Source organism: Streptomyces sp. NPDC047880 (assembly GCF_040706515.1).
Classification (GTDB): Bacteria; Actinomycetota; Actinomycetes; order Streptomycetales; family Streptomycetaceae; genus Streptomyces.
Genome location: NZ_JBEZOK010000001.1, coordinates 1 through 25,220, shown reverse-complemented (window position 1 = coordinate 25,220; position 25,220 = coordinate 1). Strand labels below are relative to the sequence as shown.

Below are 25,220 nucleotides of genomic sequence, written 5' to 3'. Positions count from 1 at the left end.
GCACTGAGTAGTTGGGCGGCCTAGGGTCGACGCCATGGCACCCTTCCTCGCATACGAGGACAAAGGATCCGATACGCATCGGGTTCCCCTGGTCCTCGTCCACGGCCACCCTTTCGACCGCACGATGTGGGCACCCCAGCTCCACCGGTTCCCGGGTACCCGCCGTGTCGTCGCCCCCGACCTGCGCGGTTACGGCGCCTCCCCGACGACCCCGGCCGTGCAGGACTTCTCCGGGTTCGCCCGGGACGTCGAGGCCCTGCTGGACGAGCTGAAGGTGGAGTCGTTCGTGCTGGCGGGCCTGTCGATGGGCGGGCAGATCGTCATGGACTGCTACCGCCTGTTCCCCGAGCGCGTGCGCGGCCTGGTCCTCGCGGACACCTTCCCGTCGGCGGAGACCCCCGAGGGCGTGCGCACCCGCGACGCCATGGCGGACCGCCTCCTCGCCGAAGGCATGGGCGGCTACGCCGACGAGGTCCTGGAGCGAATGGTCGCCCCGTACGCGTCCGCCGAGGTCAAGGCGCACGTCCACGGCATGATGACCGCCACCGCCCCCGAGGGCGCCGCCGCGGCCCTGCGCGCCCGGGCCCGCCGCCCCGACTACGCCGCCCTGCTGCCGCAGGTCTCCGTCCCGGCCCTGGTCGTCGTGGGAGCCGACGACACCTTCACGCCGGTCTCCGACGCCCGGGCGATGCACGCGGCGCTCCCGGACGCGGAGCTGCGCGTCATCGAGGGGGCGGCACATCTGCCGAACCTGGAACGCCCGGAGGTGTTCGACCAGGCGCTGGAGGAGTTCCTGGCCCGGGTCGACGCCCGGCGGCCCTCCCCCGCCCCGCCCCGTCCCTGAGAGAGGATGCGGGCACCCCATCCCACGAACGGAAGGCCGGGCCTTGGACACCGCCGCTGCCGAGTGGACCGCCAGGGACGACGGGCAGGAGCACCGCCCGTCGGGACGGCGGTTCGGCGCCGGGTGCGCCGGCCTGCTGTTCGCCGCGGTGAGCGTGGTCGTCGGCTTCCGGGTCGCCGACAGCGACGGCTTGACCCCTGTCCCGCAGCTGCTCGCCTTCCTCCCCTGGCTGCTCGTCCCCACCGCCACGGGGCTGCTGCTCACCCTGCTGTCCCGCTGGTGGACCGGAACGGTCTGGGGCGTGCTCCTGCTCGGCCTGCTGGCCTGGTACATCGAGCCGTACGGCAAGGTCGGGGACCCTGTGGGCCGCCCGGTCGCCGACCTCCGCGTCCTCACCTCCAACGTGGAGTTCGGACAGGGCACCGGCTCCCTCGTCACCGCCGTACGCCGTGAGAAACCGGACGTGGTCTTCGTGGCGGAGTGCGACTACGCGTGCGACGCGCTGCTGAAGCGCGACCTCGCCCGGGACTACCCGCACCGCCGGGCCGTGGAGGGCGGCGGCTCCGAGGGCTCCGTCATCCTCAGCCGCTTCCCGCTCCGGCCCACCGAGGGCGTGCGCGGCACGATGGGCATGCCCGGGGCGGTCGCCGACGTCGACGGGCACGCCGTACGGCTCCAGCTCGCCCACCCCATGCCGCCGCTGCCCGGGCAGGTGGACCTCTGGCGCCGGGAGCTGGGCGCCGTGCGCGAGGCGGCGACCGCCGACCCGGGCACTCCCCTCGTCCTGGCCGGCGACTTCAACGCCTCCCAGGACCACGCCGCGTTCCGCCGCATCCTCGACACCGGCCTGAGCGACGCCTCCCGCCCGGACGGCGCCGACCGCACCGTCACCTGGCCGGCCCGGACGGCACCCACGTTCGGCGCGCAGATCGACCACGTCCTCATCTCGCGGGACTTCGGCGCCCGCCGCACCCGCATCCTCGACCTGGCCGGCACCGACCACCGGGCGGTCCTCACGGACCTCACGCTGCACCAGCGCCGCTGACCCGGGCCCGGTCCGCACACGCGGATACGGCCGCCCCTCGTGGCAGGACGGCCGCATCCGCGTGGGGGTCTCAACGAGCCGACTTCTCCAGGGCCTTGTCCATGGCCGCCGCGAAGCCGTTCGCCCACAGCCGGTTGACCCGGGAGCGCTCGGTCGCGTTCGGGACGGCGTTGGTGCAGGAGGGGCCGGGGCCGCCACCGGACATCAGCTCACTGCACGGGCCCGAGTAGTGGTCGGGCAGACCGAGGACGTGACCGGTCTCGTGAGCGGTGACCCGCGTGGAGTCGTACTGCTGGTTCTGCCGGTAGTCCAGGAAGATGTAGCCGCTGCCGTGGCCGTCGGTGGACGCGTACGAGCCGCGGGAGTCGTTGCCCTCCCGGTAGCTGAAGTCGGCCGCCGACGCGGAGCCCGACTGGAGCCGCACGTTCGACACCGAGCTGTTCCATATCTGGGTGCTGCGCGCTATCTGGGCGCTGAACGTGGGCGCCCGGGAGGCGTCGTAGACGACGGTGACGGCCGCGGTGGCACTCGGGTTCGCGGCGCGCTTCTCGGCGACGGACTTCAGGACCGCCTGGAAGAAGGCTCTGCTCGCGTCGGAGCCGGCGGACGCGGCGGACTTCGCGACGAATCCGGCGTGCGGCTCCGCGGCCGGGGACGCCGCGGCGGGGCCGGCCGTTCCGAGTCCGGCCATCGTCAGGCCGAGGCCGAGAACCGCCAGGGAGGACAGGGACTTTCGCATCGAAGGACTCCTCGGGTGGGGGTTGAGTCTCACCGGTGAGTCTCGATGGCTGTGCGGCGCCTGTGATGATGGCAACCAGGGATAGGACGGGGCTATCGACTGCCCAATTCACCTGGTTTAGCGATGAATTATGTGGCTGGTTAACGCCGCGATTCCGCTTTAGCCTCACAGAGCATGGAGCTCGAGGTGAGGCACCTCCGCGCGCTGTGCGCCATAGCCGACACCGGCAGTCTGCACCGCGCCGCCCGGCAGCTGGGCGTCGCCCAGCCGTCGTTGAGCACACAACTGCGCCGGATCGAGCAGGAGCTGGGCGGCCCGCTGTTCCTGCGCTCCCACACCGGCTGCCACCCCACCCCGCTGGGACGTCTGGTCCTCAGCCGCGCCCGCCCGCTCATGGCCGAACTGCACCTGCTGGTCACCGAGGCCAGGGCGGCCGCCACCGGCGGCACCGAGCTCCGCATCGGCTCCACGGCGAGCAAGGCCCTGGCGGGCTGGCTGCGCCGGCTGCGCGCCCGCGGTCAGAACCCCAGCCTCCATATGAACGTCTCCCCGAACGCCCTGCTCCGCATGGTCGCCGACGGGCAGCTCGACGTCGCCTTCGTGCACGAGGTGGAGGGCTGCCCGCTGCGCATCCCCGCCGGCCTCCGGCTGCGCGTCCTGGTGGAGCGCGAACCGCAGTGCGTGTCCCTGCCCGTCGACCATCCGGCAGCCGCCAAACAGGAGGTCGAGCTGGCCGACCTGGCCGCCGACCGCTGGATGATCGACCCCACGGTCGACGGCGAATGGGACGCGGTCCAGCGGATGTTCCGCGAGGCCGGCGTCAGCCCGCACGTCCTGCACGGCGACTACCACACGGCCGACGCCCTGGTCGCGACCGGCGAGGTCGTCACCGTCTGCCAGCCCACCCGCACCCCCGGCCCCGACATGGCGGTGCGCCGCCTGAAGGACGATCCACTCGGCGTACGGCTGCTCGCCGCGGCCCGCACGCAGACCGACCTGGACGGCGTCTACCCCGCACTGGAGGAGGCGTACGGCGAGGTCGCCCGGCAGGCGCCGGCCTACCGGGACTGGCACAAGCGGGACTGGCTGGAACCCGGCGGTCCCCTCAGACCCCCGAGCCCGGCCCTTCCCTGACGGGATGCTGCCGAACGACTCGGACGAACCGCTGCAACCGAACGGCCGGGACCAACCCTCAGACGCCGATGTCGCGCCCGTCGGCACGCCAGACGGCCACCACGGCCGGACGGACGTACGTCCCGGGCCCGTCGGGCCAGCTGCTCGCGGGCTTCTCCACGGACGCGCCGTCGACCTCCCCCGGGTGCTGCACGGACACCAGCACGCGCCGGTCCTGGACGATCGGGCCGCAGGTCTCGGCCCCCTTCGGCACGGTCAGGAACTGCTTGAGCTCCCCGCGCCGCTCGCCCCGGGTCGCCACACCGAACAGGCCGTCGTGCGAGCCGAGCTGGGCACCGTCGGTGGAGATCCACAGGTTGCCGTACGGGTCGAAGGCGACGTTGTCCGGGCAGGAGATCCGGCTGACGGAGTCCTTCGGGAACCCGGCGAAGTAGGTCGCCGGGTCGTCAGGGTCACCGGCGACCAGGAACAACGACCAGCCGAACCGGGTGCTCTCGGGCCGGTTCCACCGCTCGGTGAGCTCCAGCACGTGCCCGTGCTTGTTGGCGTTGCGCGGGTTGGCCTCGTCCGCCCCGGCGTTGGAGCCGACCCCGCGGTTGGTGTTGTTGGTCAGCGCGACGTACACCTTGCCGGTCACCGGGTTGGGCTCGATGTCCTCGGGCCGGTCCATCTTGGTGGCGCCCACCTTGTCGCCGGCGAGCCGCGTGAAGACGAACACCTCCTCGGCGCTCATCCCGGCCACGTGCGAGACGGCGCCCTGCGCGGTGGCGGTGGCCAGCGGGATCCACTCACCGCCCCCGTCGAACTCGCCGTCCTTCGGCAGCCTGCCCGTGCCGTCGATCTCGAGGGCGGGGGAGTCACCGGTGAGCTTGGCGACGTACAGCGTGCCCTCGTCGAGCAGGGAGAGGTTGTGCTCGCGGACGGCCCGGCTGTGGCCGTGCTTCATCCGCTTGCTGCCGACGAACTTGTAGAAGTAGTCGAACCGCTCGTCGTCACCGGAGTACACGACAGGACGCCCGTCGTGCGTCAGCCGCACGGTCGCCGCCTCGTGCTTGAACCGCCCGAGAGCGGTGTGCTTGCGGGGCGTGGACGTGGGGTCGTACGGATCGAACTCCACCACGTACCCGAACCGGTGTACCTCGTTCGGCTCCCGGGCGACGTCGAACCGCTTGTCGAACCGCTCCCACTTGCGCTCGCTGGCGCCGGTGCCGATCCCGTAACGCTTGTCGGTCGCGCGGCTGCTGTGGGCGAAGTACTGGTTGAAGTTCTCCTCGCCGTGCAGGGTCGTGCCCCACGGGGTGACGCCGCCGGAGCAGTTGTTGAGGGTGCCGAGCACCTTGGTGCCGGTCGGGTCCGCGGATGTCCTGACGAGCTCCGACCCGGCGACGGGCCCGGTGAGACGGAACGCGGTGGTGGCGGTGACGCGCCGGTTCAGCCGGTGCCGCGGTACGGCGGTGAGCCTGCCGCTCCCGGGGTCCTCCTCCACGACCACGGCGGACAGCCCGTGCGCGGCCCAGGCGATCTCGGCCTGCTCACGCGTGGGGTTCGCCGCGTCGTACCCCCGGAACATCAGCAGTTCGTCGGTGTACTCGTGGTTGGCGACGAGCAGCTGCCGGTTGCGCTCCCCGGGCAGCGGCAGCAGGGCGAGAAAGTCGCAGTTGTACCCGAACTGTCCGGCCTGGGCCCTGGCGGTCTGCTTCTCCGGGTCGAAGGCGGGCGCACCGCGCAGGATGGGCTCGCCCCAGCGGATGACGACGTTCTGCCGGTACCCGTCCGGCACCGTCACCGCGTCGGCGGTGTTGGGCGCGACCGGCGTGAAACGCAACCCGCGCGCGCCCTTGCCCTTGCGCCGGGCACCCTCGGCGGTGACAGCCGCCGCCGGGGCGCCGGTGGACGGGGCGGCGGCGGCCCGCGGAGCCCGCACGGCACCGGCAGCACCCGCCCCCGCGGCGGCCACGGTCACCACGGCCGCGGCGCGCATCATCGACCGGCGGCCGATCGCACCGGCGATCACGTCACCGACGTACTCGTTGGAGCTGGTGTTGGGCACCTCGTGGAAGCAGGCATCACCACAGCGGAAACGACAGGTCATGGCGGACCGGCCGCCGTGGTGCGAACCGGACGGTGTTCCGATCAACGGCAGCAGCTTGCGCACTTCGCTCTCCCCATGGATGCCCTTGGTGTCCTTGTGACCGTAGGGGCACGCACGTGCGGTGATCGGGCGCACGGGTGAACAACGAATGAACCCCCGGCTGCCGTACGGGGATTGCGGCGATTCAGCCCGGCGACACCTGCTCGGGCCGGATGTCCCCTTGACAGGACAGGCCTGGCACAAGCAACCCTGCCCAAGATCACACAGGAGGGCCGCTAACCTTACGTGTCCGTCCTGGCCAGGGATTGACGGGCTTCAACTCACGCGAAGGGTTGCGCGCACATGGGCATTCTCACTCTCTTGCGGAACGCGTTCGGACGGTCACGCAAGTCACGGACCGCCGAGGCGGAGGGTGCGGCGCGTACGGCGACCGCCGGTGAGACCAGCGGGACCGAGGACCGGACCGCCGAGCACACCGGCCACGACGAGGCCGTCACGCAGGCCGAGACGACACCGACACCTGCACCGGCCTCCGCCCCGGACCCGAAGGTCCCCTCCCCCTCCCCCGAACCGAAGCCCACCCCGACGGCCAACGTCCCCGAACCCCGGACGTCCCCCACCGACGAGCACGACCTCGTCTCGGCGGCCTTCGACAACGTGACGGTCCCGAGCCCGTCCCGCTCGACGGAGGACGAGCAGGACGCCACGGCGGAACGGGGGGAGACGGAGGAACCGGCGACTGCGGAGGATTCGGCGGCTGCGGGGGAACCTGCGGCAGCTGAGGAGCCGGTGGCGGCTGAGGAGCCGGCCGCTGCTGAGGAACCGGCGGGTGCCGGGGAACCTGCGGCTGCTGAGGACCCGGCGGCTGCGGGGGAACCTGCGGCTGCTGAGGAGCCGGCGGCTGCGGGGGAACCTGCGGCTGCTGAGGAGCCGGCGGCGGTTGAGGAGCCGACCGCTGCTGAGGACCCGGCGGGTGCCGGGGAATCGGCCGCTGCTGAGGAGCCGGTGGGTGCCGGGGAACCTGCGGCTGCTGAGGAACCGGCGGGTGCCGGGGAACCTGCGGCTGCTGAGGAACCGGCGGGTGCCGGGGAACCTGCGGCTGCTGAGGAACCGGCGGGTGCCGGGGAATCGGCCGCTGCTGAGGAACCGGCGGGTGCCGGGGAACCTGCGGCTGCTGAGGAACCGGCGGGTGCCGGGGAATCGGCCGCTGCTGAGGAGCCGGCAGCCGACGAGGAGCCGACTGCTGTCGATGAGGCGGCGGTCGTGGCGAAGGCAGCCGACGAGGAGCCGGCGGTTGCGGAGAAGGCAGCCGACGGGGAACCCGAGGCTGTGAAGGAGCCGGAGGCGGCGGAGCCGGCCGAGACGCCCGAAGCGGAGAAGCCGGCCGCAGCCGCCCCGGCGGCGGCGAGCGAGCAGCCGGAGAAGCCCGCGGCCACCCCCACGGACGAGGCGCAGCCCGAGCCCGCCGCAACGACGGACACGAAGGCGGAAGCCGAGCCCGAGCCGAAGGCCGAGACGCCCGCGGAGCCGGAGCCGGAGCCGAAGGCAGAGGCCGGCGAGACGGCGGAGCCGTCGAAGACACCGGCAACGAACACCACGAAGACCACGAAGGTCAAGACGGACAAGACGGACAAGACGGCGACGAAGTCCGAGAAGGCCACCGAACCCACGGCCGCCGAACCCGCGACCCCGGAACCCGCGGTCGCCGAACCCGCAACCCTGGAACCCGCGGCCGCCGAACCCGCTGCCCCCGAACCCGCGGCCGCCGACGGCGGGACCGCCCCGCAGGGGCCACCCGCACCCGACGACGAAAGCCGCACGGGCGGTGCGGGTGGGAAGACGAAGCCGGCCGAAGCCGAAGGCGAGGACGGCCCCGCCCTCCCCCTGACCACCCTCAAGAAGCACGCCCCCGACCTCGCCACCGCCTACCGGGCCGCCACCACCGCCCTCAAGAAGAACGACCTCACCGGCACCCGGGCCAAGGTCTACCTCGTACTCGACCGCTCCGCCTCCATGCGCCCGTACTACAAGGACGGCTCCGCCCAGGCCCTCGCCGAGCAGACCCTCGCCCTCGCGGCCCACCTCGACCCCGAGGCCACCGTCCCGGTCGTCTTCTTCTCCACCGAGCTCGACGGCACCGGCGAGATCACCCTCACCGAGCACGAGAACAAGATCGACGACCTGCACGCGAGCCTGGGCCGCATGGGCCGCACCAGCTACCACGCGGCGGTGGAAGCGGTCCTCGCCCACCACGACAAGACGGCGGACCCCGCCACCCCCGCCCTGGTGGTGTTCCAGACCGACGGCGCCCCGGACGCGAAGACCCCCGCCACCCAGGCCCTCACCGACGCCGCCAAGAGCCACCCGGCCGTCTTCTTCTCCTTCGTCGCCTTCGGAGACCCGGAGAACAAGGCCTTCGACTACCTCCGCAAGCTCAAGGCCCCGAACACGTCCCACTTCCTCGCCGGCGAAACGCCACGCGAGCTCACGGACAAGGAGCTCTACGAGGGCGTACTGGCGAACTGGCGCCCGTAACCCTCCCCGGCTCCCGCAGGCCCCACGACGCCGCCCGCTTCCCACCCCGTAAAACGGGAGGCGGGCGGCGCACCCGTGTCAGCTACGATTTCAAGGTTCCGTAGACGACCGAGACCACGAGATCGTCACCCCACGTAGCGACTTGGGAGCAGCCCGCGATGGCTCGACACCTCATCACCAGCGCCCTTCCGTACATCAACGGGATCAAGCACCTGGGCAACATGGTGGGGTCCATGCTCCCGGCGGACGTCTACTCCCGTTACCTGCGCCAGCGGGGCCACGAGGTCCTCTACATCTGCGCGACGGACGAGCACGGCACCCCCGCGGAGCTCGCGGCCAAGGAGCAGGGCATCCCGGTGGACGCGTTCTGCACCGAGGCGCACCACCAGCAGAAGGCGATCTACGACGGCTTCAGCCTGGCGTTCGACTACTTCGGCCGCAGCTCCTCCCCGCAGAACCACGAGATCACGCAGGAGATCGCGCGCGAGCTGAAGGCGAACGGCTTCATCGAGGAGCGTTCGATCCGCCAGGTGTACTCGAACGCCGACGGCCGCTTCCTGCCCGACCGGTACATCATCGGCACCTGCCCGCACTGCGGCTACGACAAGGCCCGCGGCGACCAGTGCGAGAACTGCACGCGCGTCCTGGACCCGACCGACCTGATCGACGCCCGTTCGGCGATCAGCGGCAGCAGCGACCTGGAGGTGCGCGAGACCAAGCACCTGTTCCTCCTCCAGTCGGCGCTGGCCGGCGAGGTGGAGGCATGGGTCGACGAGCGCGCCGACAACTGGCCCGTCCTCGCCTCCTCCATCGCCCGCAAGTGGCTGACGGAGGGCCTGCACGACCGCGCGATCACCCGTGACCTGGACTGGGGCGTCCCGGTCCCGGCCGACACGTGGCCGGACCTCGCTGCCGAGGGCAAGGTCTTCTACGTCTGGTTCGACGCCCCGATCGAGTACATCGGTGCCACGAAGGAGTGGGCTGACCAGGACCCGGAGAACCGCGACTGGCGCTCCTGGTGGTGGGAGTCGGACGCGAACGTCCACTACACGCAGTTCATGGGCAAGGACAACGTCCCCTTCCACAGCGTGATGTTCCCGGCGACCCTGCTGGGCACCCGCGCCCCGTGGAAGAAGGTCGACGTCATCAAGGCCTTCAACTGGCTGAACTACTACGGCGGCAAGTTCTCCACGTCGCAGCGCCGGGGCGTCTTCACCCACGACGCCCTCGACATCCTGCCGGCCGACTACTGGCGCTACTTCATGATGGCGAACGCCCCGGAGTCGGACGACTCGTCGTTCACCTGGGAGCACTTCACCGCCACGGTGAACAAGGATCTGGCCGACACCCTCGGCAACTTCGTCAACCGCGTCCTGTCCTTCTCCAAGAAGCGCTTCGGTGAGGAGGTCCCGGCGGGCGCCGAGCCCGGCGACGCGGAGGCGAAGCTGGGCGAGGAGATCGCCCGCCTGCTCGCCGAGTACGAGTCCCAGATGGAGGCCATCCAGTTCCGCAAGGCGGCGGCCGCGCTGCGCGCCCTGTGGTCGGCGGGCAACTCCTACCTGGAGGAGAAGGCCCCCTGGCTGGAGATCAAGACCAACCCGGAGGGCGCCGCGCTCACCCTGCGCACGGCGATGAACCTGATCCACCTCTACGCCGTGGTCTCCGAGCCGTTCATCCCGACGTCGGCGAAGAAGATGCGCGAGGCGTTCTCCCTGGAGAACGACACGGCGACCTGGGTCACCCAGGAAGAGGCGAAGTCCCTCACCACCCTCCCCGCCGGCACCCCCTTCACCATCCCACCGGTCCTCTTCGCCAAGCTCACGGACGAGGACCTGGAGTCCTACAAGGAGCGCTTCGGCGGCGAGCCGGCGTAACTCCCGCCCCGCACCCGCCCCTAGGGGAATCTCCTCCTGGGGGCGGACGTGTTTCCCCGATCGGCTCGTCCCCAGGATCATCGCCCTACGAAGGCCTCGGTTCGTAGGATTGAGCAAGGCATCCGGCCGGCCAAACGGTCCGGTCAACCAAACGGGGGGACACCATGGCACTGTTCGGCAACGCGCACACCGTGAACCCGCAGTCGGCCCAGCAGGACTACGCCCGGCTCCTCGGGCACGGCGAGCAGGTCCACGCCGCGTTCCTGCTGATCCGGGACACCATCCTCTTCACCGACCGCCGCCTGATCCTGGTCGACAAGCAGGGCATCACCGGCAAGAAGGTCGAGTACCACTCGGTCCCCTACCGCAGCATCACCCACTTCTCGGTGGAGACGGCCGGCACCTTCGACCTGGACGCCGAGCTGAAGATCTGGATCTCCGGCACCCCGGCCCCCATCGAGAAGACCTTCACCAAGGGCGTCGACATCTACGAGGTCCAGGCGATCCTGACCCAGTTCGTGGCGAGGTAGCCCGGGAACGTTTCTCCCAGGCCCGAAAGAGTGAACGCCTTCCGCCCGCCGGAAAGTACAGTCTTCCGCCCACTTACATAGCCCACATGGTCACATCAGCCCATGGAGGCATGCATCGGATCTTTCAGGAGCGGCCTGAGATCCTTTCCCCGGTCTTCGGAGTGCTGGGCATCGCGTTCCCCGAGAAGGCGGCCGTCTACGCGATCGGCACCGACGTGACGGAAGCCAGGCCCCTGGCTCGCCACATCGACACCGTGCTGCGCATCGGCCCGTCCGACGGGGAGGACTTTCTGCTCGCGGTCGAGGCGCAGGAGAGAAGGGACACCGAAAAGGAATCGAGCCGGCCCTACTACATCTCCTACCTCCAGGCGAAGTACGGCCTGCCGGTTCTCCTGCTCGTCGTCTGCCGCGACCGGGCGACGACCAAGTGGGCGACCGGACCCTTCTCCTGTGGCACGCGTGGCTGGATCGCCCAGATGACGTACCCCTTGGTCGTCGGACCGGACAACCTCCCGGTGATCACCGATCCGAGGACGGCGGCGGAGAAACCGGCGATGGCCGTGTTCTCCGCTCTGGCTCACGCCAACAGCCCCCACATTGACGCCATACTGGACGCGCTGGGCCGTGCCCTCGCAGGGATGGACTGGAACGCCGCCAGCTACTTCTTTCAGTTTCTCGACTCGGGGTTGGGGGACACCCCCGCCGGAGACAAATGGAGGGACATCGTGACGTTCGTCAACTACTTCCCCGGCCGGGGCACGGTGATGGAGAAGGCCTATCTCGAGGGCGAGGCAAGAGGCGAAGCCAAGGCCATTCTCCGCTTCCTCGAAGCACGAGGCGTCTCGGTCCCCCAGGAGGCCCGGGACCGCATCGCCGGTTGTACCGACCTCGACCTCCTGAACCGCTGGCTGGACCGGACGCCCCACGTGCAGAGCGTCGACGAACTCTTCGTCGAGGACGCGGCGCCTGCCGCGGACCGGACCGAAACCTGACCCCGGGGCGATCGTGATCGACGATCCGGACGCCGTACCTGAACTTCACGAGTTGCTCCGATTCACGCTGACATGCGTGGGCTTGGGCATTCCGCCGGAGCGAGTAATGGGCGATTTCCGTTCCGGGCTGGAGAACTGAGACAGCAAGGCTCCCTCTCTCTCCAGGACATGGCCCGCATCCGGGCCCGGGTGGACAACCGGCCCGATGACGAACACGAGGACGAGGAATGGGTCCGGGGGTACACCGCCGGATACAAGGCGGCGTTGGCCGCCGCGGTCCAACGGCTCTTCGAGAATCGTGACATCACGGTCCCCAAGGAGGTCTTCCGCCCCCTCCACCTGTGTCCGGACCCCGACACCCTCACTCGCTGGCTCGACCGCGCTACCACGGTGGACACACCGGAGGAACTGTTCACCGCAGAGGTCGGCACTGAGAAGTAGGGGCCCCGGAGGTCCGGAGCCCACCCGGTCAGCGCCTCGATGCGTGGGCCACGAAGTCCGCCCACGCGCCGGGCGTGATCGCCAGACGGGGGCCTTCCACGTTCTTGGAGTCGCGAACATGCACGGTGCCGGGGGTGACGGCAAGCTCAACGCAGGAGTTGCCGTCATTGCCGCCGCTGTAGCTGCTCTTGAACCACGCCAGCTCTGAGGTGTCCCCGACCGTGCTCTTGCGGATCATGTCTCCCCCAGCAGTTGCTCGATAAAGGCCAGCGACTCCCGCGGAGAGAGCGCCTGAGCCCGGATGGTGCCATACCGCAGCTCAAGGACGCGCAGGTGTTTGAGTTCGGAGGTCGGCCGACCACTGAACGCGCCGTCGGAGCGCCCCACGGCCGTGCCGTCGGGGAACTTCAGCAACTCGATCCGGCCGTCCAGGCCTGAGTGGGTGTCGCAGTCCATCGGCATCACCTGAAGCACGACGTTGTGCAACCGCCCCACCTCCAGCAGACGTTCAAGCTGCTGACGCCACACCATTCTGCCCCCGATGGGGCGCCGCAGGACCCCCTCTTCCAGGACGAAGCTGAGCGCCGGCGCAGGCGACCGTTCGAAGACCGACTGGCGGGCCAGACGAGCGGCCACCATGCGCTCCACATCATCCGGCGAGTAGGGAGGTTGCGCCGCCCCGATCACGGACCGTGCGTGCTCCGGCGTCTGCAACAGCCCAGGGATGATGTGGCACTCGTACAGAGCGATCTCGACCGCCCTGCCTTCCAGCTTCCCCAGTTCCCGAACCTTCTTCGGATACCGGACCCTCTTCACGTCCTCCCAAGCCGCCGCGACGAGCCCACCCGCTCCCAACACGTCGTCGGCCTTGTCCAGATACTCCTGCCGAGGAATCCGCTTCCCGCCCTCGACCTTGTAGACCAGGTCCTCCCCGTATCCGACCGCCGTCGCGAACTCGGCGGCCCGCATCCCCACCGCCTCACGCCGCAGCCTCAACTGCCGTCCCACCGTGGTGATGACGGCCACCCCCCACTCGTCGTCCGGGTCCACCTCCCAGCCCGGCTCGTCCGCTTCCGCACTGAGCTGACGCAGCTCGCCGTCCACCGTCATGCCGCACCCTCCGTCGTACTGCCGACAGCCCGGACAACGGCCGACAAGCCCCGGACAGTCACCCTACGTATCAGCACTGTCACTGTTCACGGTAGGCAGGCACCGCCACGCTCGGTGACGTGAATCAGGAAAAGTCCACCCAACTTCTGTCGCCGACCGAGCACTTCAGCGTCCTGCTGTCGTCCACACCGCGCGGCGCCCGCCTCGCCCGGCTCCTCGCCACGGAGTGGATGCGCACCCGGGAGGTCCCTCACGGCGTCACCGAGGCCGCCGAACACCTCGTCGCCGAACTCGCCACTAACGCCGCCACCCACGGGCGGCTCCCCGGACGCGACTTCCGCCTCGCCCTGCTGGACCGCCGCACGGCCCTCCGCATCGAGGTCACGGACACCCGCGGCAACGAACTCCCCAGCCAACGTCCGCCCGCCCTCGACGCCGAGTCAGGACGCGGCCTCCTTCTCGTCGGGGCCCTCGCCGACCGCTGGGGCGTGCAGCTCGGACCGGTCCCCCGCAAGACCGTATGGGCAGAACTCGACCTACCGAACCCCTGACCAGCGAAAACGACACACGCATCGTGACCCGGCCGCGTGTGCTCCGGTGCCGTCGGCGGTCTTCCCCAAGAAACACGAGAGGGAAGGAAACCGCACCAAGCCTCACCCCTCCCGCCCACGGCGCACGCTCACTCCCGAGAGTGAACATCACCAACTGAGCTGGATTTCGCACCGATTGCCTGCCCTGCGCTCAGCGCAGCACCACGCGGCACGGACAACACAACCCCCGACATGCAACGGCCCTCGCCGGGACGGCAATCCCAGTGCGAGGGCCTGACCACCAAGGAAGAAAGCACCTTCCCGATGGATACCCAAAACCCACCGCGCCCCGGCCCCCGGCCACTGCCGCGACTGCCGAACCGACCTGGTCGGGGGCCGCCCAGCCTCTACCTCGCCAGCAACTCCGCAAGACGGGTAGCGGTCTTCTCGCCCGCCCGCTGCCTGATCAAGCCCTCCTTGGCAGCGGCACGGAGTCGGACCGCCGAGTCGGTCGCCCCGCCCTTGGTCACCCGTGCGGTGACCACGACAGGGTTCAGGCCGCCGGCACCACCGCCTGCGACGACACGGATCGTCCGTTGATCCGCACTGGGTTCCGGCACTGGGTCGACCCTTCGCCCCGCCCGTTCGAGTACCGAGGCAACGCGATCGACGGCGTCTTCGAACGGCAGGGCGACGACCAGATCGATCTCCTGAACGTTCTTCCTCATCAGCTTGGCCACGAAGCGGGTCAAGCCGCCCCAAGCCCCGGCAGCGGCGGCCAGAGCCGCGAGCTCATCGGCCAGGATCCGGTCCTCGTGGTCGTCCACACGCCCCCCGTTCTCGTTCGGTCGACCACGCTTACCACGAGCCCCCGCACCTACCGCACAGCCGCCTCCCCCGAAGCCGCCGCACGCCCACCGGTGGCCAGTTGCTCGCCCCGGTTCGTGTGCCGGACAAACGCCACCCCGCCGAGATTTCCCAGGGAGTTGACCAGGGCCAGACCATGGGACAGGCGTCCATGTATGTGAATGAGGGGCGGACGCGCGGGAACCTCCCGCACCCGTCCGCCCCACACAGCGGCCTCAGCTCGCGGTCACCTACGACGAAGCAGAAGAAGCAGAAGAAGCCGACGCGCCCGGCTGGACCGCGTCCCCCGTGCCGTCCTGCGTCGCCTCGGGGTCGACGCCCATCGTGAGCGTGGCGAGGACACCCTTGGCGATGGCGCCCTTCTTGTACTTCAGCTTCAGCAGCCCGCCCTCGGTGCCGTTGCCCGGGTAGATGGTGTCGTCGTCGAGAGTGGTGCGGGTCGAGGTGTTGGTGGAGTACGGCGCGACCTCGGCCGTGGCCAGCACGGACGCCTCGTCGAAGAAGAGCTGCCCGGTGTGGCAGGTCGAGCCGCCCTCGTAGCCCGCGTCGGTCCAGGTGCCGTTCACGTGCACCTTGGTGTGGATGTGCACACAGCGGCCCTGGTACCAGCCCGGGAAGACCGTACGGAAGACGACCTCGCCCTTCCGGTCCGTCCGCCACGTGCCGCGCAGGTAGCGCTCGTCGTCGGTGGGCTCCTCGTGGCCCCCGCCGCCACCGCCCCCGCCTCCCGGGGGCGGGCCCGTGGGGCTGCCGGTGGGCGTCCCGGAGGGCGGGGTGCCGCCGCCTCCCCCACCGCCCCCGCTGCCCATCGCCTCGTACCCGCTGTACACGCCCAGCGCGTTGCAGTGCCAGATGTCCACCGCGGCGTTCGCCAGCGGCGTGCAGGTGTCGGCGTCGATCACCTTCAGGCGCAGGGTGAGCGGGATGCCCTCCTGGTCCTCGGTGATGTCACGGCGAAGCTTGTCCGCGTCGATGTAGTAGGGGCCCTCGGTCGTCTCGGAGGTCAGCTTGTAGCAGGCCTGAGCGGAGGCCCCGGCCGTCTTGCCCCGGGCGGCCGCCGTCTCCTCGCCGGCGAACGCGCCCGCCGCGAACGAACCGCCGGCCCCCGCCGCCACCACCGCTCCGGCTCCCGCGACGACGACCTTACGGCGCGTCAGATCCCTCTTGTGTTTCGGCCCATGGGCCGTCTCCTGTCCCGTCATGGGAAGGGAAGCTAGGGAGCACGGCTGTCAGGAGCCTGGGTGAGAGCTGGCTGAGAGCCCTGGATACGGAAGTGGCCCGGAACCGGCGCCGGTTCCGAGCCACTCGCAGGCGTCCAGGGGAACGCGATCCCCTACTTGGGCTGCGGCTTGCGCACCGAAAGGTGCAGCTCCTTCAGCCGGGCCTCCTCCAGCTCCGTCGGCGCGCCCATCATCAGGTCCTGGGCGTTGCCGTTGAGCGGGAAGGCGATGGTCTCGCGGATGTTGGGCTCGTCGGCGAGCAGCATGACGATGCGGTCGACACCCGGGGCGATGCCGCCGTGCGGCGGGGCGCCGAAGCGGAAGGCGCGCAGCATGCCCGCGAACTTCTCCTCGACGGTTTCCCGGTCGTAGCCGGCGATCTCGAAGGCCTTGAGCATGATCTCCGGCTCGTGGTTCCGGATCGCGCCCGAGGACAGCTCGACGCCGTTGCAGACGATGTCGTACTGCCAGCCGAGGATGTCCAGCGGGTCCTGGGTCTCCAGGGCCTCCAGGCCGCCCTGCGGCATGGAGAACGGGTTGTGCGAGAAGTCGATCGCGCCCGTCTCCTCGTCCTTCTCGTACATCGGGAAGTCGACGATCCAGCAGAACCGGAAGACGTTCTCCTCGAAGTGCCCGGCGCGCTTGGCGGCCTCGACCCGGACGGCGCCCATGATCTTGGAGACCTCGTCGAACTCGCCCGCGCCGAAGAAGACCGCGTGACCGGCCGCCAGCGACAGGCGCTTGGTCAGCTCGGCGACGTTCTCCTCGGTGAGGAACTTCGCGATCGGGCCGGACAGCGAGCCGTCCTCGGCGACGCGGACCCAGGCCAGGCCCTTGGCGCCCTGCGAGACGGCGTAGTCGCCGAGCTGGTCGAAGAACTTGCGGGGCTGGCCGGAGACGTCCGGCACCGGCAGGGCGCGGACGTGCTTGCCGGCGAACGCCTTGAACTCCGAGCCCTCGAAGATGTCGGTGATGTCGACGAGTTCGAGCTGGGCGCGCAGGTCGGGCTTGTCGGAGCCGTACTTCAGCATCGCCTCGCGGAACGGGATCCGCGGGAACGGCGAGGTGACGTGGCGGCCGCCGCCGAACTCCTCGAACAGCTCGGTCATGAGCTTCTCGACGGGCTGGAAGACGTCCTCCTGCTCGACGAAGCTCATCTCGATGTCGAGCTGGTAGAACTCGCCCGGCGAGCGGTCGGCGCGCGCGTCCTCGTCACGGAAGCAGGGCGCGATCTGGAAGTACCGGTCGAAGCCGGAGATCATCAGCAGCTGCTTGAACTGCTGCGGCGCCTGGGGCAGGGCGTAGAACTTGCCCGGGTTCAGGCGGGAGGGGACGACGAAGTCGCGGGCGCCCTCGGGGGAGGTCGCGGACAGGATCGGCGTCGCCATCTCGTTGAAGCCCAGCGCCGTCATCTTGTGGCGGATCGCCGAGATGACCGAGGTGCGCAGCAGGATGTTCTTGTGCATGCGCTCGCGGCGCAGGTCCAGGAAGCGGTACTCCAGGCGCCGTTCCTCGTTGACCCCGTCCTCGGTGTTGATCGTGAACGGCAGCGGGGCGGCGGCGCCGAGCAGCTCGACCTCACCGACCTCGACCTCGACCTCACCGGTCGGCAGCTCGGGGTTGATGTTCTCGGCGCCCCGGGAGACGACCTTGCCGTCGACGCGGACGGTCGACTCCTTGGAGAGCTTGTCGAGGGCCTCGTAGGCGGGGGTGCCGGGACGGGCCACGAGCTGCGTGATGCCGTAGTGATCGCGCAGATCGATGAAGAGGATGCCGCCCAGGTCGCGCCGATTGTGCAGCCAGCCACTCAGCCGGACGTCGCTGCCGACGTCAGAGGAGCGGAGCTCGCCGCAGGTGTGGGACCTGTACCGATGCATCGTCGTTCATCCAGTCTTCGCTGATCGGGGTCTGTGTTTCACGTGAAACGCCTCCCCAGCGTACCGGGCAGGCGAAGATCGGCTCTCCACAGTTATGGATCGAGTACGCGATCACCGTCGTCCGGGAACCCATCCGCTATCGGTGGCAGCGTTCGAGCACGTCTTCTTAAAGTAGGGCAATGCGCACTGGCGAGCCGCTGCCCGCCGTGGGGGAGGCCCTCGCCGCCCTCGCGACCGGACTGTGGCATTGGGACACCGCCACCGGGCTGGTCACGGTCGATGCCGAGGCCGCCCGGTTGCTCGGGCTGCCCGCCGAGCAGGTCAGCCTCACCGAGGCCCAGGCCCGGGCCCGGCTGCACCCGGTCGACTGGAACGAGATCACCGGCGTGATCCAGCTGGCCGTGGCCGAGGGAACCCTCGCCGAGGTCCGGATCCGGATCATGGACGAGCTGGGCCGGGTCGTCCGGGTCGTCCGCAGCCGCTCCAAGCCGTCGTTCGACCGGGCCCGCAAGGCGTACCGGCTGATCGGCACCCTCCAGGAGGTCACCGAGCCGACGCCGGGCACCCCGGCCGGGCGCAGTGCGGTGACCGGGGACTGGCGGCGATCCCGTGAGGCGTTCCTGCTGGACGCGGGCCGGGCACTGGCCGAGGCACGCTCCACCCAGGAGGTTCTGCGGGTCACCGCCAACCTGTCGATGCCCGGCTTCTCGCCGGACGGTCTCGCGGTGTTCGGGGTGTCGGGCGACCGTCTGACGATCATCGGCCACCACGGTCAGCAGCACGGCACCGAGAGCCCCTTCTCGGACATGCCACTGGACACGGACTACCCGGCCGCCGAGGTGGTACGGACCGGCCGGGCCGTCTACCTGTCGTCCGCCGAGCAGTACAAGGCCCGCTATCCGCTGACCTGGCCCCTCGCCGAGCGCTTCGGCCGCCGTTCCTGGGCGTTCCTGCCGCTGACGGTGGCCGGGCGCACCATGGGCGCGTGGATGGCGGCGTTCACCTACCCGGTGGCGTTCACCCCGGACGAGCGGTCGGTGCTGGCGACGGTGGCGCGGATGCTGGCGCAGGCCCTGACGCGGGCGGGTGTGGCGGAGAGCGAGCGGGCACTGACCGACGGGCTCCAGCGCACGATGCTGCCGAGGCTCGGACCGCAGCGCATCCCCGGCATGAGCGTGGCGGCCCGCTACGTCCCCACCGGCGGCGGACTCCAGGTCGGCGGTGACTGGTACGACGTGATCCCGCTGCCCAGCGGACGGTTCGCTCTGGTCATCGGTGATGTGCAGGGCCATGACGTGCGGGCGGCGGGGCTGATGGGCCAGCTGCGGATCGCGCTGCGGGCCTACGCCTCGGAGGGCCATCGCCCGGACGCGGTGCTGTCGCGCGCCTCCCGCTTCCTGCACGGCATCTGCGACGAGGACCCGACCGACCCGCGCTTCGCGACCTGTGTGTACGTCGAGGTCGACCCGGCGTCGGGGGTGCTGGACATCGCCCGGGCGGGGCATCCGGACCCGGCGATCCGGATGGCCGACGGCACGGTGCTGACCCGGCCGACGTCGGGGGGCCTGCCGCTGGGCATCGACCCGGACGCCGACTACCCCACCACCCGGCTCACCCTGGAGCCCGGCGAGACCATGCTGATCTGCACGGACGGCCTGCTGGAAACCGGCGGCCACGACCTGGAGACCGGCTGGCGGCGGCTGCGCGTGATCCTTGAGGAGCACAAGGGCGATCTGGAGGAACTCGCCGACACCCTGGTACAGGCGGTGCACGGGCCGTCCTCGCACCACACCACCGGCCCGCTGGCGGACCGTCGCGAGGACGACATCGCGATGCTGCTGCTGAGCCGGGAGGGCGGGGGCTGCGGCTGCGGTGACGCGATGACCGTACGGCCTCCGGTGCGGCGCTCGGTGCTGACCGTGGCGCAGGCCGAGCCCGAGCGGGTCGCGGTGGCCCGGCAGCAGCTGCGCGAGCTGCTGCACGACTGGATCTCGCGCGACCAGGTCGACTCGGCGGTGCTGCTGCTGTCCGAGCTGCTGACGAACGTCCTCGTGCACACCGACTCCGACGCGCTGCTGGTCGCCGAGATGACGGGCGAGGTGGGCGGGCGGCGGCTGCGGATCGAGGTCACGGACGCCGGTGACGACCTGCCGCACCGGCGCAGACCCGGGGAGCTGGCCTCCTCCGGCCGTGGCCTGGTGCTGATCGAACTGCTCGCGCACGCCTGGGGGGTGGAGCCGCGCGGCGAGGGCAAGAGCATCTGGTTCGAGCTCCACGAGTCCATGGACGGCACGGGCGACGGGTCCTGGTCGCCGTAGCGGCCCATGACTCCCAGGGGCGGCGTGAGCCGGGGGCTCGCGGGCCCCGCACGGTCACGCCTCCCGCGACGGCGCCGCCCCCCACACGGTCACGTCACGCCACCCACGACGGCACACGGCCCCCGTCCGGTCACGTCACGCCACCCACGACGGCACACGGCCCCCGTCCGGTCACGTCACGCCTCCCGCGACTGCCGTCCGGGCGGTGGTTGCTCCCGGTCTCCGTAGCGCGTGCGCAGTTCCTGGACGACGCCGAAGGCGGCGGCGGTGAGCGGGACGGCGAGCAGCATGCCGAGGACCCCGGCGACGGACGCCCCGGCCGTGATCGTCACCATCACCACCGCCGGGTGCATCTGCACGGTCCGGCTCTGGATCATCGGCTGGAGCACGTGCCCCTCCAGCACCTGCACGGCGAGGACCACGCCGAGCACCCACAGCGCGATGACGAACCCCCGGTCGGCGAGCGCGACCAGCACGGCCAGGGCTCCCGAGATGAACGCGCCGAGGTAGGGGATGTACGCGCCGACGAAGACCAGCGCGCCCAGCCCGGGTGCGCCGGGCACATCGAGGACGAGCAGCCCGACGGTGATGCAGAGCGCGTCGATGAGCGCAATGAGGGTCGTCCCCCGCATGAACCCCTCGACGGCCCTCAGGGCCCGCCGCGCCATGGCCTCCAGGATGTCGGCCGACCCGCGGGGCGCCAGGGAACGCAGCGTCCCGGCGGCCTTGTCGGAGTCGCGCAGGAAGAAGAAGACGAGCAGCAGCGCGAGGACGGCCATGGCGATGGACTCGCCGACCACGCTGACGCCGCTGATCACGCCGGAGGCGGCCGTGCCGCCGAACTTGCCCAGCAGTTCGCGGGCGTTGGAGGCGAGGTCGTCCAGCGAGGTGCCGGCCGCCCCGAAGTGCTCGGAGACGCCCCGGGCGGCCTCCTTGAGGGAGGCGACGATCTCGTCGCCGGTGTCGATGAGCGCGGCGACCACGATGTACACGGCACCGCCGACCACGGCGACCACCGCGACACAGGTCAGCCCGGCCGCGACCGACCGGTGCACTCCGGCCTTCACCAGCCGCCGGTGCAGCGGCCCGAGCAGCGCCGTCCCGAGCAGCGCGAGCAGCACGGGCACGACGGCGGTCCGGAACTCCACGACCAGCCGGATCCCGACGTAGACGACGCCGGCGCCGAGCAGCAGCACGGCGCACCAGGCGGCGAAACGCCGGACGGCTTCGGGGAGCAGCGGGGTGGAGGCCTGCACATGCCCACCCGACCACGCCCCGGGCGGGCCGTCCCGTCAGGGAGGCCCGCCAGGGTGACGGGGCGTCAGCCGCCCCGTCACGCGTCAGCCCTGCGGACCGCCCGCGGTCATGCCGTGCACCGCCGGGATCGTGCCCAGCCGGCCCTTCTGGAAGTCCTCGAAGGCCTGCATGAGCTCGTCCTTGGTGTTCATGACGAACGGGCCGTAGTGGGCCATGGGCTCACGGATGGGCTGTCCGCCGAGCAGGACGACTTCGAGGTCGGGCGTGTGCGCGTCCTGCTTCTCGTCCGCGCGGACGGTCAGCGAGGAACCGGCGCCGAAGACGGCCGTCTGCCCCATGTGGACCGGGCGGCGCTCGGGTCCGACGCTGCCGCGCCCGGCCAGGACGTACGCCAGTCCGTTGAAGTCCTCGCGCCACGGCAGCGTGACCTCGGCACCCGGCGCGATGGTCGCGTGGACCATCGTGATCGGGGTGTGCGTGATGCCGGGGCCCGCGTGCCCGTCCAGTTCACCGGCGATGACCCGCAGCAGCGCGCCGCCGTCGGGGGTGCTGAGCAGCTGGACCGTGCCGCCGCGGATGTCCTGGTAGCGCGGGGCCATCATCTTGTCCTTGGCCGGCAGGTTCACCCACAGCTGGAGGCCGTGGAAGAGACCGCCGGAGACGACGAGGTGCTCGGGTGGGGCCTCGATGTGCAGCAGGCCCGAGCCCGCGGTCATCCACTGGGTGTCCCCGTTGGTGATGGTGCCGCCACCGCCGTTGGAGTCCTGGTGGTCGAAGATGCCGTCGATGATGTAGGTGACGGTCTCGAAGCCGCGGTGCGGGTGCCACGGCGTGCCCTTGGGCTCGCCCGGCGCGTACTCCACCTCGCCCATCTGGTCCATCATGATGAACGGGTCGAGGTGGCGGTAGTTGATCCCCGCGAACGCCCGGCGCACCGGGAAGCCCTCGCCCTCGAAACCGCTCGGAGCGGTCGTGACGGCGAGCACGGGACGTGCCACGGCGTCGGCCGGCGTGGTCACGCGGGGCAGCGTCAACGGGTTCTCGACGGTCACTGCAGGCATGTCGGTTCCTCCTCGTGTACGCCCAGTTTAGTTGAGCGTTGAACTTCCTGCCACCCCAGAACAGAGAAAACCGGGAGGGCATTCCCACCCGGGGGACGGCGCAGCGAACCACGGGAGACCGGCACGGCGAAAGGCCGTCACCCCGCTGCGGGGTGACGGCCTTTGTGCGTTCGCGTCAGGCGACCAGCTCGCGCTCCTCGCCCGCGGCGTCGGCCGGAGCGGGCGCCTTGCGGTCCCGCATGACCAGCGTGGCCACGACCGCCGCGGCCAGGACCCCGAGCGCGCTGATCGTGAAGGTCGTCGACATCGAGGCGGTGAAGGCCTCCCGGGCCGCCCGCACCAGACCCGCGTCACCGCCCGCCACCGTCAGCGCCCCGCCGATGGACTCCCGGGCCTGCTCCGGCGCGCCGGCCGGCATCTCGTCGGTGTAGCCGGAGGTGAGCAGGGAGCCGAGGATCGCGATGCCGAGGGCGGTGCCGGACTGCTGGATGGTGTCGTTGAGGGCGGAGCCGACGCCCGCCTTGTCCTCCGGGATGGTGCTCATCAGCGCGGCCACCGCGGCCGGCATCGCCAGACCGGCACCCAGACCCAGGATCCCCAGCGCCACCGCCGGGACGGTGAAGCCGCTGTCGGCGGTGAGCGTGGTCAGCAGGCCGAAGGAGGCGGCCATCAGCAGCATCCCGCCGAGGATGACGAATCGGTTGCCGAACTTCACGGCGAGCTGCGCCCCGGCCGTGTTGCCGGCCAGCGCGGCGACGGCCAGCGGCAGGAAGGCGAGGCCGGCCTTGACGGCGGACCAGCCGAGGACGAACTGGAGGTACTGGGTCAGCACCAGCAGCAGGCCGGCGTTGCCGATCTGGACGAGCGCCAGGGAGAGCGAACCGCCACTGAAGTTGCGGTGCTTGAACAGGACCAGCGGGACCATCGGCGAGGGGGTCACGTTCTGCCAGGTCACGAAGCCGGCCAGGGCGAGCACCGCGACGGCCAGGACGACCAGGGAGCGGCCTTCGAACGCGCCGTGCTGCGGGATCTCGATGATCCACCACACCAGGGCCGTCATGCCCACCGCCGACAGCACCGCGCCCAGCGGGTCCGGCTTCTGCCACGGCGCCTTCGACTCCGGCATCAGCAGCACGCCGGCCAGCAGCGCGAGCCCGACGATCGGGACGTTGATCAGGAAGATCGCCTGCCAGGCGAAGTGGTCGATCAGCACACCGCCCAGCACCGGGCTGCCGACCAGCCCGAGCATGGACACCGAGCCCCACGCGGCCATGGCCTTGGGACGCTCGTCCTCGTCGAAGACGGTGATCAGGATCGACAGGGTCGACGGCATGATCAGGGCCCCTCCGACACCCATCGCGATCCGCACCGCGATCAGCTCACCCGGAGTGGAGCTGAACACCGCCCCGAGCGAGGCCGCCCCGAACAGCAGCAACCCGATCAGCATCACCCTGCGGCGCCCGAACCGGTCCCCCAGACTGCCGGAGGTCAGCAGCAGCCCGGCGAAGACCAGGGTGTAGGAGTCGAGGATCCACTGCATGGCCTGGGCGCTCGCGCCGAGGTCCTCGGTCAGGGCGGGCACCGCGACCGTCAGCGCCATGTTGTCGACGACCAGGACCAGCGTGCTGAGGCACAGCACGATCAGGATCCACCAGCGCCGTGGATTGCGAGCGTCCATTTCCTCTTCCCCTCCTGCGAACACCGTTCGTGCGAACACCGTTCCTTCGATGCGAACACTGTACGCATGACGGAACAGTGTGCGCAACCCTTGAGTTCTGTACGCTGATTGCGCACGCTGTTCGCACGCAGAGGTTCAACAGGAGGAACCCGATGAGCAGGACGAAGGACAAGAACCCGATCCCGTCCGTATGGACCCGCGAGCAGCGCCGCACCGACCAGCCCGCGCTCAGCCGGGACGCGATCGTCCGCGAGGCGATCGCGATGCTCGACGCGGACGGCATCGAGGCGCTCTCCATGCGCAAGCTCGGCGCACGCCTGAACGCGGGCGCGACCTCGCTCTACCGGCACGTGGCGACGAAGGACGAGCTGATGGAGCTCGCGGTGGACGAGGTCGCCGCCGAGATCCACGTCCCGCGGGCCGGCGCCCCCGACTGGCGCGCGGCCGTGACCGAGGCGGCCGGGTCCTTCCGCACGACGGCGCTACGGCACCCCTGGCTGACCCTGGTACTGGGGCAGGCGGGGCTCGCCTACCTCGGCCCCAACTACATGAACTTCTCGGAGCGGCTGGCGGCCCTGTTCACCGCCGCGGGATTCCCGGAACCGAGCCGGGCGATCGACGCCGTCTTCTCGTACGTCATCGGCATGAGCACGACCGAGGCCGCGTGGCTCACCACGGTCGCCCGCTCCGGCGAGAGCGAATCGGAGTTCGTGGCCCGGCTGCTGCCCGCGGCCCAGCAGGCCTCGGCCGGCTACGACCACTTGGCGGCCGCCGGACCCGAGACCTCCGCGCAGGCCTCCGACCCCGCGAAGCTGCGCGACGACAAGTTCGCCTACGGCCTGGAGGTCGTCCTGGACGGCCTCGCGCTGCGCCTGCCGAAGTGAGCGGGGCCGGCCTCAGCCGCCCGCCGCGCGGACATGGGCTCCAGTGCCGCGGCGGGCAATGTTTGCCCGTGAAGGAGCGGCGTCCGGTGCGTGCTCTCGGCGTGCCGGCCGGAAGCCCTCGTACTGGGCGTACTCGGGCTTTCGGCCGGTGCGGCGAGAGGGCGTGCCGGGCGTCGCGACGGGGCGAACGTT

The 25,220-nt window shown here is 70.7% G+C and carries 21 protein-coding genes; 11 read left to right on the top strand and 10 right to left on the bottom strand.

Features of this window, described 5'->3' with window-relative positions:
* The first annotated feature begins 34 nt into the window (after positions 1 to 34).
* Entirely contained in the window at positions 35 to 844 is an 810-nt protein-coding gene (locus tag AB0937_RS00105) for an alpha/beta hydrolase (protein ID WP_366708606.1), read from the top strand.
* Positions 845 to 887: 43 nt separating this feature from the next.
* Complete coding sequence (locus AB0937_RS00100) at positions 888 to 1,889, top strand: endonuclease/exonuclease/phosphatase family protein (RefSeq protein ID WP_366708604.1); 1,002 nt, start codon at positions 888 to 890, stop codon at positions 1,887 to 1,889.
* Between the two features lie 70 nt (positions 1,890 to 1,959).
* Here the strand turns inward: AB0937_RS00100 and snpA are convergent, their stop codons facing one another.
* Positions 1,960 to 2,628, bottom strand: a complete 669-nt coding sequence (snpA, locus tag AB0937_RS00095) for a snapalysin (RefSeq protein ID WP_366708602.1) — start codon at positions 2,626 to 2,628, stop codon at positions 1,960 to 1,962.
* A gap of 174 nt (positions 2,629 to 2,802) precedes the next feature.
* On the opposite strand from snpA, the gene AB0937_RS00090 reads away from it, so the two are divergent.
* A complete protein-coding gene (locus AB0937_RS00090; RefSeq protein WP_366708600.1) occupies positions 2,803 to 3,762 on the top strand; it encodes a LysR family transcriptional regulator in 960 nt (319 codons plus the stop codon).
* A gap of 58 nt (positions 3,763 to 3,820) precedes the next feature.
* Here AB0937_RS00090 and AB0937_RS00085 read toward each other — a convergent pair whose 3' ends face one another.
* A complete protein-coding gene (locus tag AB0937_RS00085; protein ID WP_366709319.1) occupies positions 3,821 to 5,917 on the bottom strand; it encodes a PhoX family protein in 2,097 nt (698 codons plus the stop codon).
* Positions 5,918 to 6,196: 279 nt separating this feature from the next.
* Here AB0937_RS00085 and AB0937_RS00080 point away from each other — a divergent pair, with 279 nt between their 5' ends.
* The 5 genes from AB0937_RS00080 (at position 6,197) to AB0937_RS00060 (ending at position 12,226) form a co-directional block, all read left to right on the top strand.
* Positions 6,197 to 8,389 carry a VWA domain-containing protein gene (locus AB0937_RS00080; RefSeq protein ID WP_366708598.1) on the top strand — a complete coding sequence of 731 codons (2,193 nt, stop codon included), beginning with the start codon at positions 6,197 to 6,199 and terminating at the stop codon, positions 8,387 to 8,389.
* Positions 8,390 to 8,547: 158 nt separating this feature from the next.
* Positions 8,548 to 10,263, top strand: a complete 1,716-nt coding sequence (metG, locus tag AB0937_RS00075; protein ID WP_366708596.1) for a methionine--tRNA ligase — start codon at positions 8,548 to 8,550, stop codon at positions 10,261 to 10,263.
* Between the two features lie 164 nt (positions 10,264 to 10,427).
* Entirely contained in the window at positions 10,428 to 10,793 is a 366-nt protein-coding gene (locus tag AB0937_RS00070; RefSeq protein ID WP_366708594.1) for a PH domain-containing protein, read from the top strand.
* Positions 10,794 to 10,903: 110 nt separating this feature from the next.
* On the top strand, positions 10,904 to 11,785 hold the full coding sequence (locus tag AB0937_RS00065; RefSeq protein WP_366708592.1) for a hypothetical protein: 882 nt from the start codon (positions 10,904 to 10,906) through the stop codon (positions 11,783 to 11,785).
* Positions 11,786 to 11,953: 168 nt separating this feature from the next.
* Complete coding sequence (locus tag AB0937_RS00060) at positions 11,954 to 12,226, top strand: hypothetical protein (protein WP_366708590.1); 273 nt, start codon at positions 11,954 to 11,956, stop codon at positions 12,224 to 12,226.
* A gap of 28 nt (positions 12,227 to 12,254) precedes the next feature.
* Here AB0937_RS00060 and AB0937_RS00055 read toward each other — a convergent pair whose 3' ends face one another.
* Positions 12,255 to 12,464, bottom strand: coding sequence for a DUF397 domain-containing protein (locus AB0937_RS00055; RefSeq protein ID WP_366708588.1), 210 nt, complete (start codon positions 12,462 to 12,464; stop codon positions 12,255 to 12,257).
* Positions 12,461 to 13,336, bottom strand: a complete 876-nt coding sequence (locus AB0937_RS00050) for a helix-turn-helix transcriptional regulator (RefSeq protein ID WP_366708586.1) — start codon at positions 13,334 to 13,336, stop codon at positions 12,461 to 12,463. Before AB0937_RS00050 ends, AB0937_RS00055 begins: the two co-directional genes overlap by 4 nt.
* 119 nt (positions 13,337 to 13,455) lie before the next feature.
* Here AB0937_RS00050 and AB0937_RS00045 point away from each other — a divergent pair, with 119 nt between their 5' ends.
* Positions 13,456 to 13,887: an ATP-binding protein gene (locus AB0937_RS00045; protein WP_366708584.1), complete on the top strand. Its 432-nt coding sequence runs from the start codon at positions 13,456 to 13,458 to the stop codon at positions 13,885 to 13,887.
* Between the two features lie 386 nt (positions 13,888 to 14,273).
* On the opposite strand, the gene AB0937_RS00040 is transcribed toward AB0937_RS00045, so the two are convergent.
* From AB0937_RS00040 to aspS, 3 genes are all read right to left on the bottom strand, one after another.
* A complete protein-coding gene (locus AB0937_RS00040) occupies positions 14,274 to 14,693 on the bottom strand; it encodes a hypothetical protein (protein ID WP_366708582.1) in 420 nt (139 codons plus the stop codon).
* A 270-nt stretch (positions 14,694 to 14,963) separates the two neighbouring features.
* Complete coding sequence (locus AB0937_RS00035; protein WP_366708580.1) at positions 14,964 to 15,935, bottom strand: intradiol ring-cleavage dioxygenase; 972 nt, start codon at positions 15,933 to 15,935, stop codon at positions 14,964 to 14,966.
* A 131-nt stretch (positions 15,936 to 16,066) separates the two neighbouring features.
* Positions 16,067 to 17,830, bottom strand: coding sequence for an aspartate--tRNA ligase (gene aspS / locus AB0937_RS00030; RefSeq protein ID WP_366708578.1), 1,764 nt, complete (start codon positions 17,828 to 17,830; stop codon positions 16,067 to 16,069).
* Between the two features lie 179 nt (positions 17,831 to 18,009).
* On the opposite strand from aspS, the gene AB0937_RS00025 reads away from it, so the two are divergent.
* On the top strand, positions 18,010 to 20,148 hold the full coding sequence (locus tag AB0937_RS00025) for a SpoIIE family protein phosphatase (protein WP_366708576.1): 2,139 nt from the start codon (positions 18,010 to 18,012) through the stop codon (positions 20,146 to 20,148).
* 176 nt (positions 20,149 to 20,324) lie between these two features.
* Here the strand turns inward: AB0937_RS00025 and AB0937_RS00020 are convergent, their stop codons facing one another.
* The 3 genes from AB0937_RS00020 to AB0937_RS00010 all read right to left on the bottom strand — a co-directional run bounded on the left by AB0937_RS00020 (position 20,325) and on the right by AB0937_RS00010 (position 24,144).
* Entirely contained in the window at positions 20,325 to 21,404 is a 1,080-nt protein-coding gene (locus tag AB0937_RS00020; protein ID WP_366708574.1) for an AI-2E family transporter, read from the bottom strand.
* An 84-nt stretch (positions 21,405 to 21,488) separates the two neighbouring features.
* Positions 21,489 to 22,466 carry a pirin family protein gene (locus AB0937_RS00015; RefSeq protein WP_366708572.1) on the bottom strand — a complete coding sequence of 326 codons (978 nt, stop codon included), beginning with the start codon at positions 22,464 to 22,466 and terminating at the stop codon, positions 21,489 to 21,491.
* Positions 22,467 to 22,641: 175 nt separating this feature from the next.
* Entirely contained in the window at positions 22,642 to 24,144 is a 1,503-nt protein-coding gene (locus AB0937_RS00010; protein ID WP_366708570.1) for an MFS transporter, read from the bottom strand.
* 152 nt (positions 24,145 to 24,296) lie between these two features.
* Here AB0937_RS00010 and AB0937_RS00005 point away from each other — a divergent pair, with 152 nt between their 5' ends.
* Positions 24,297 to 25,028 (top strand): TetR/AcrR family transcriptional regulator C-terminal domain-containing protein, encoded by a 732-nt coding sequence (locus AB0937_RS00005; protein ID WP_366708568.1) that lies wholly within the window; start codon positions 24,297 to 24,299, stop codon positions 25,026 to 25,028.
* Positions 25,029 to 25,220: the final 192 nt, after the last annotated feature.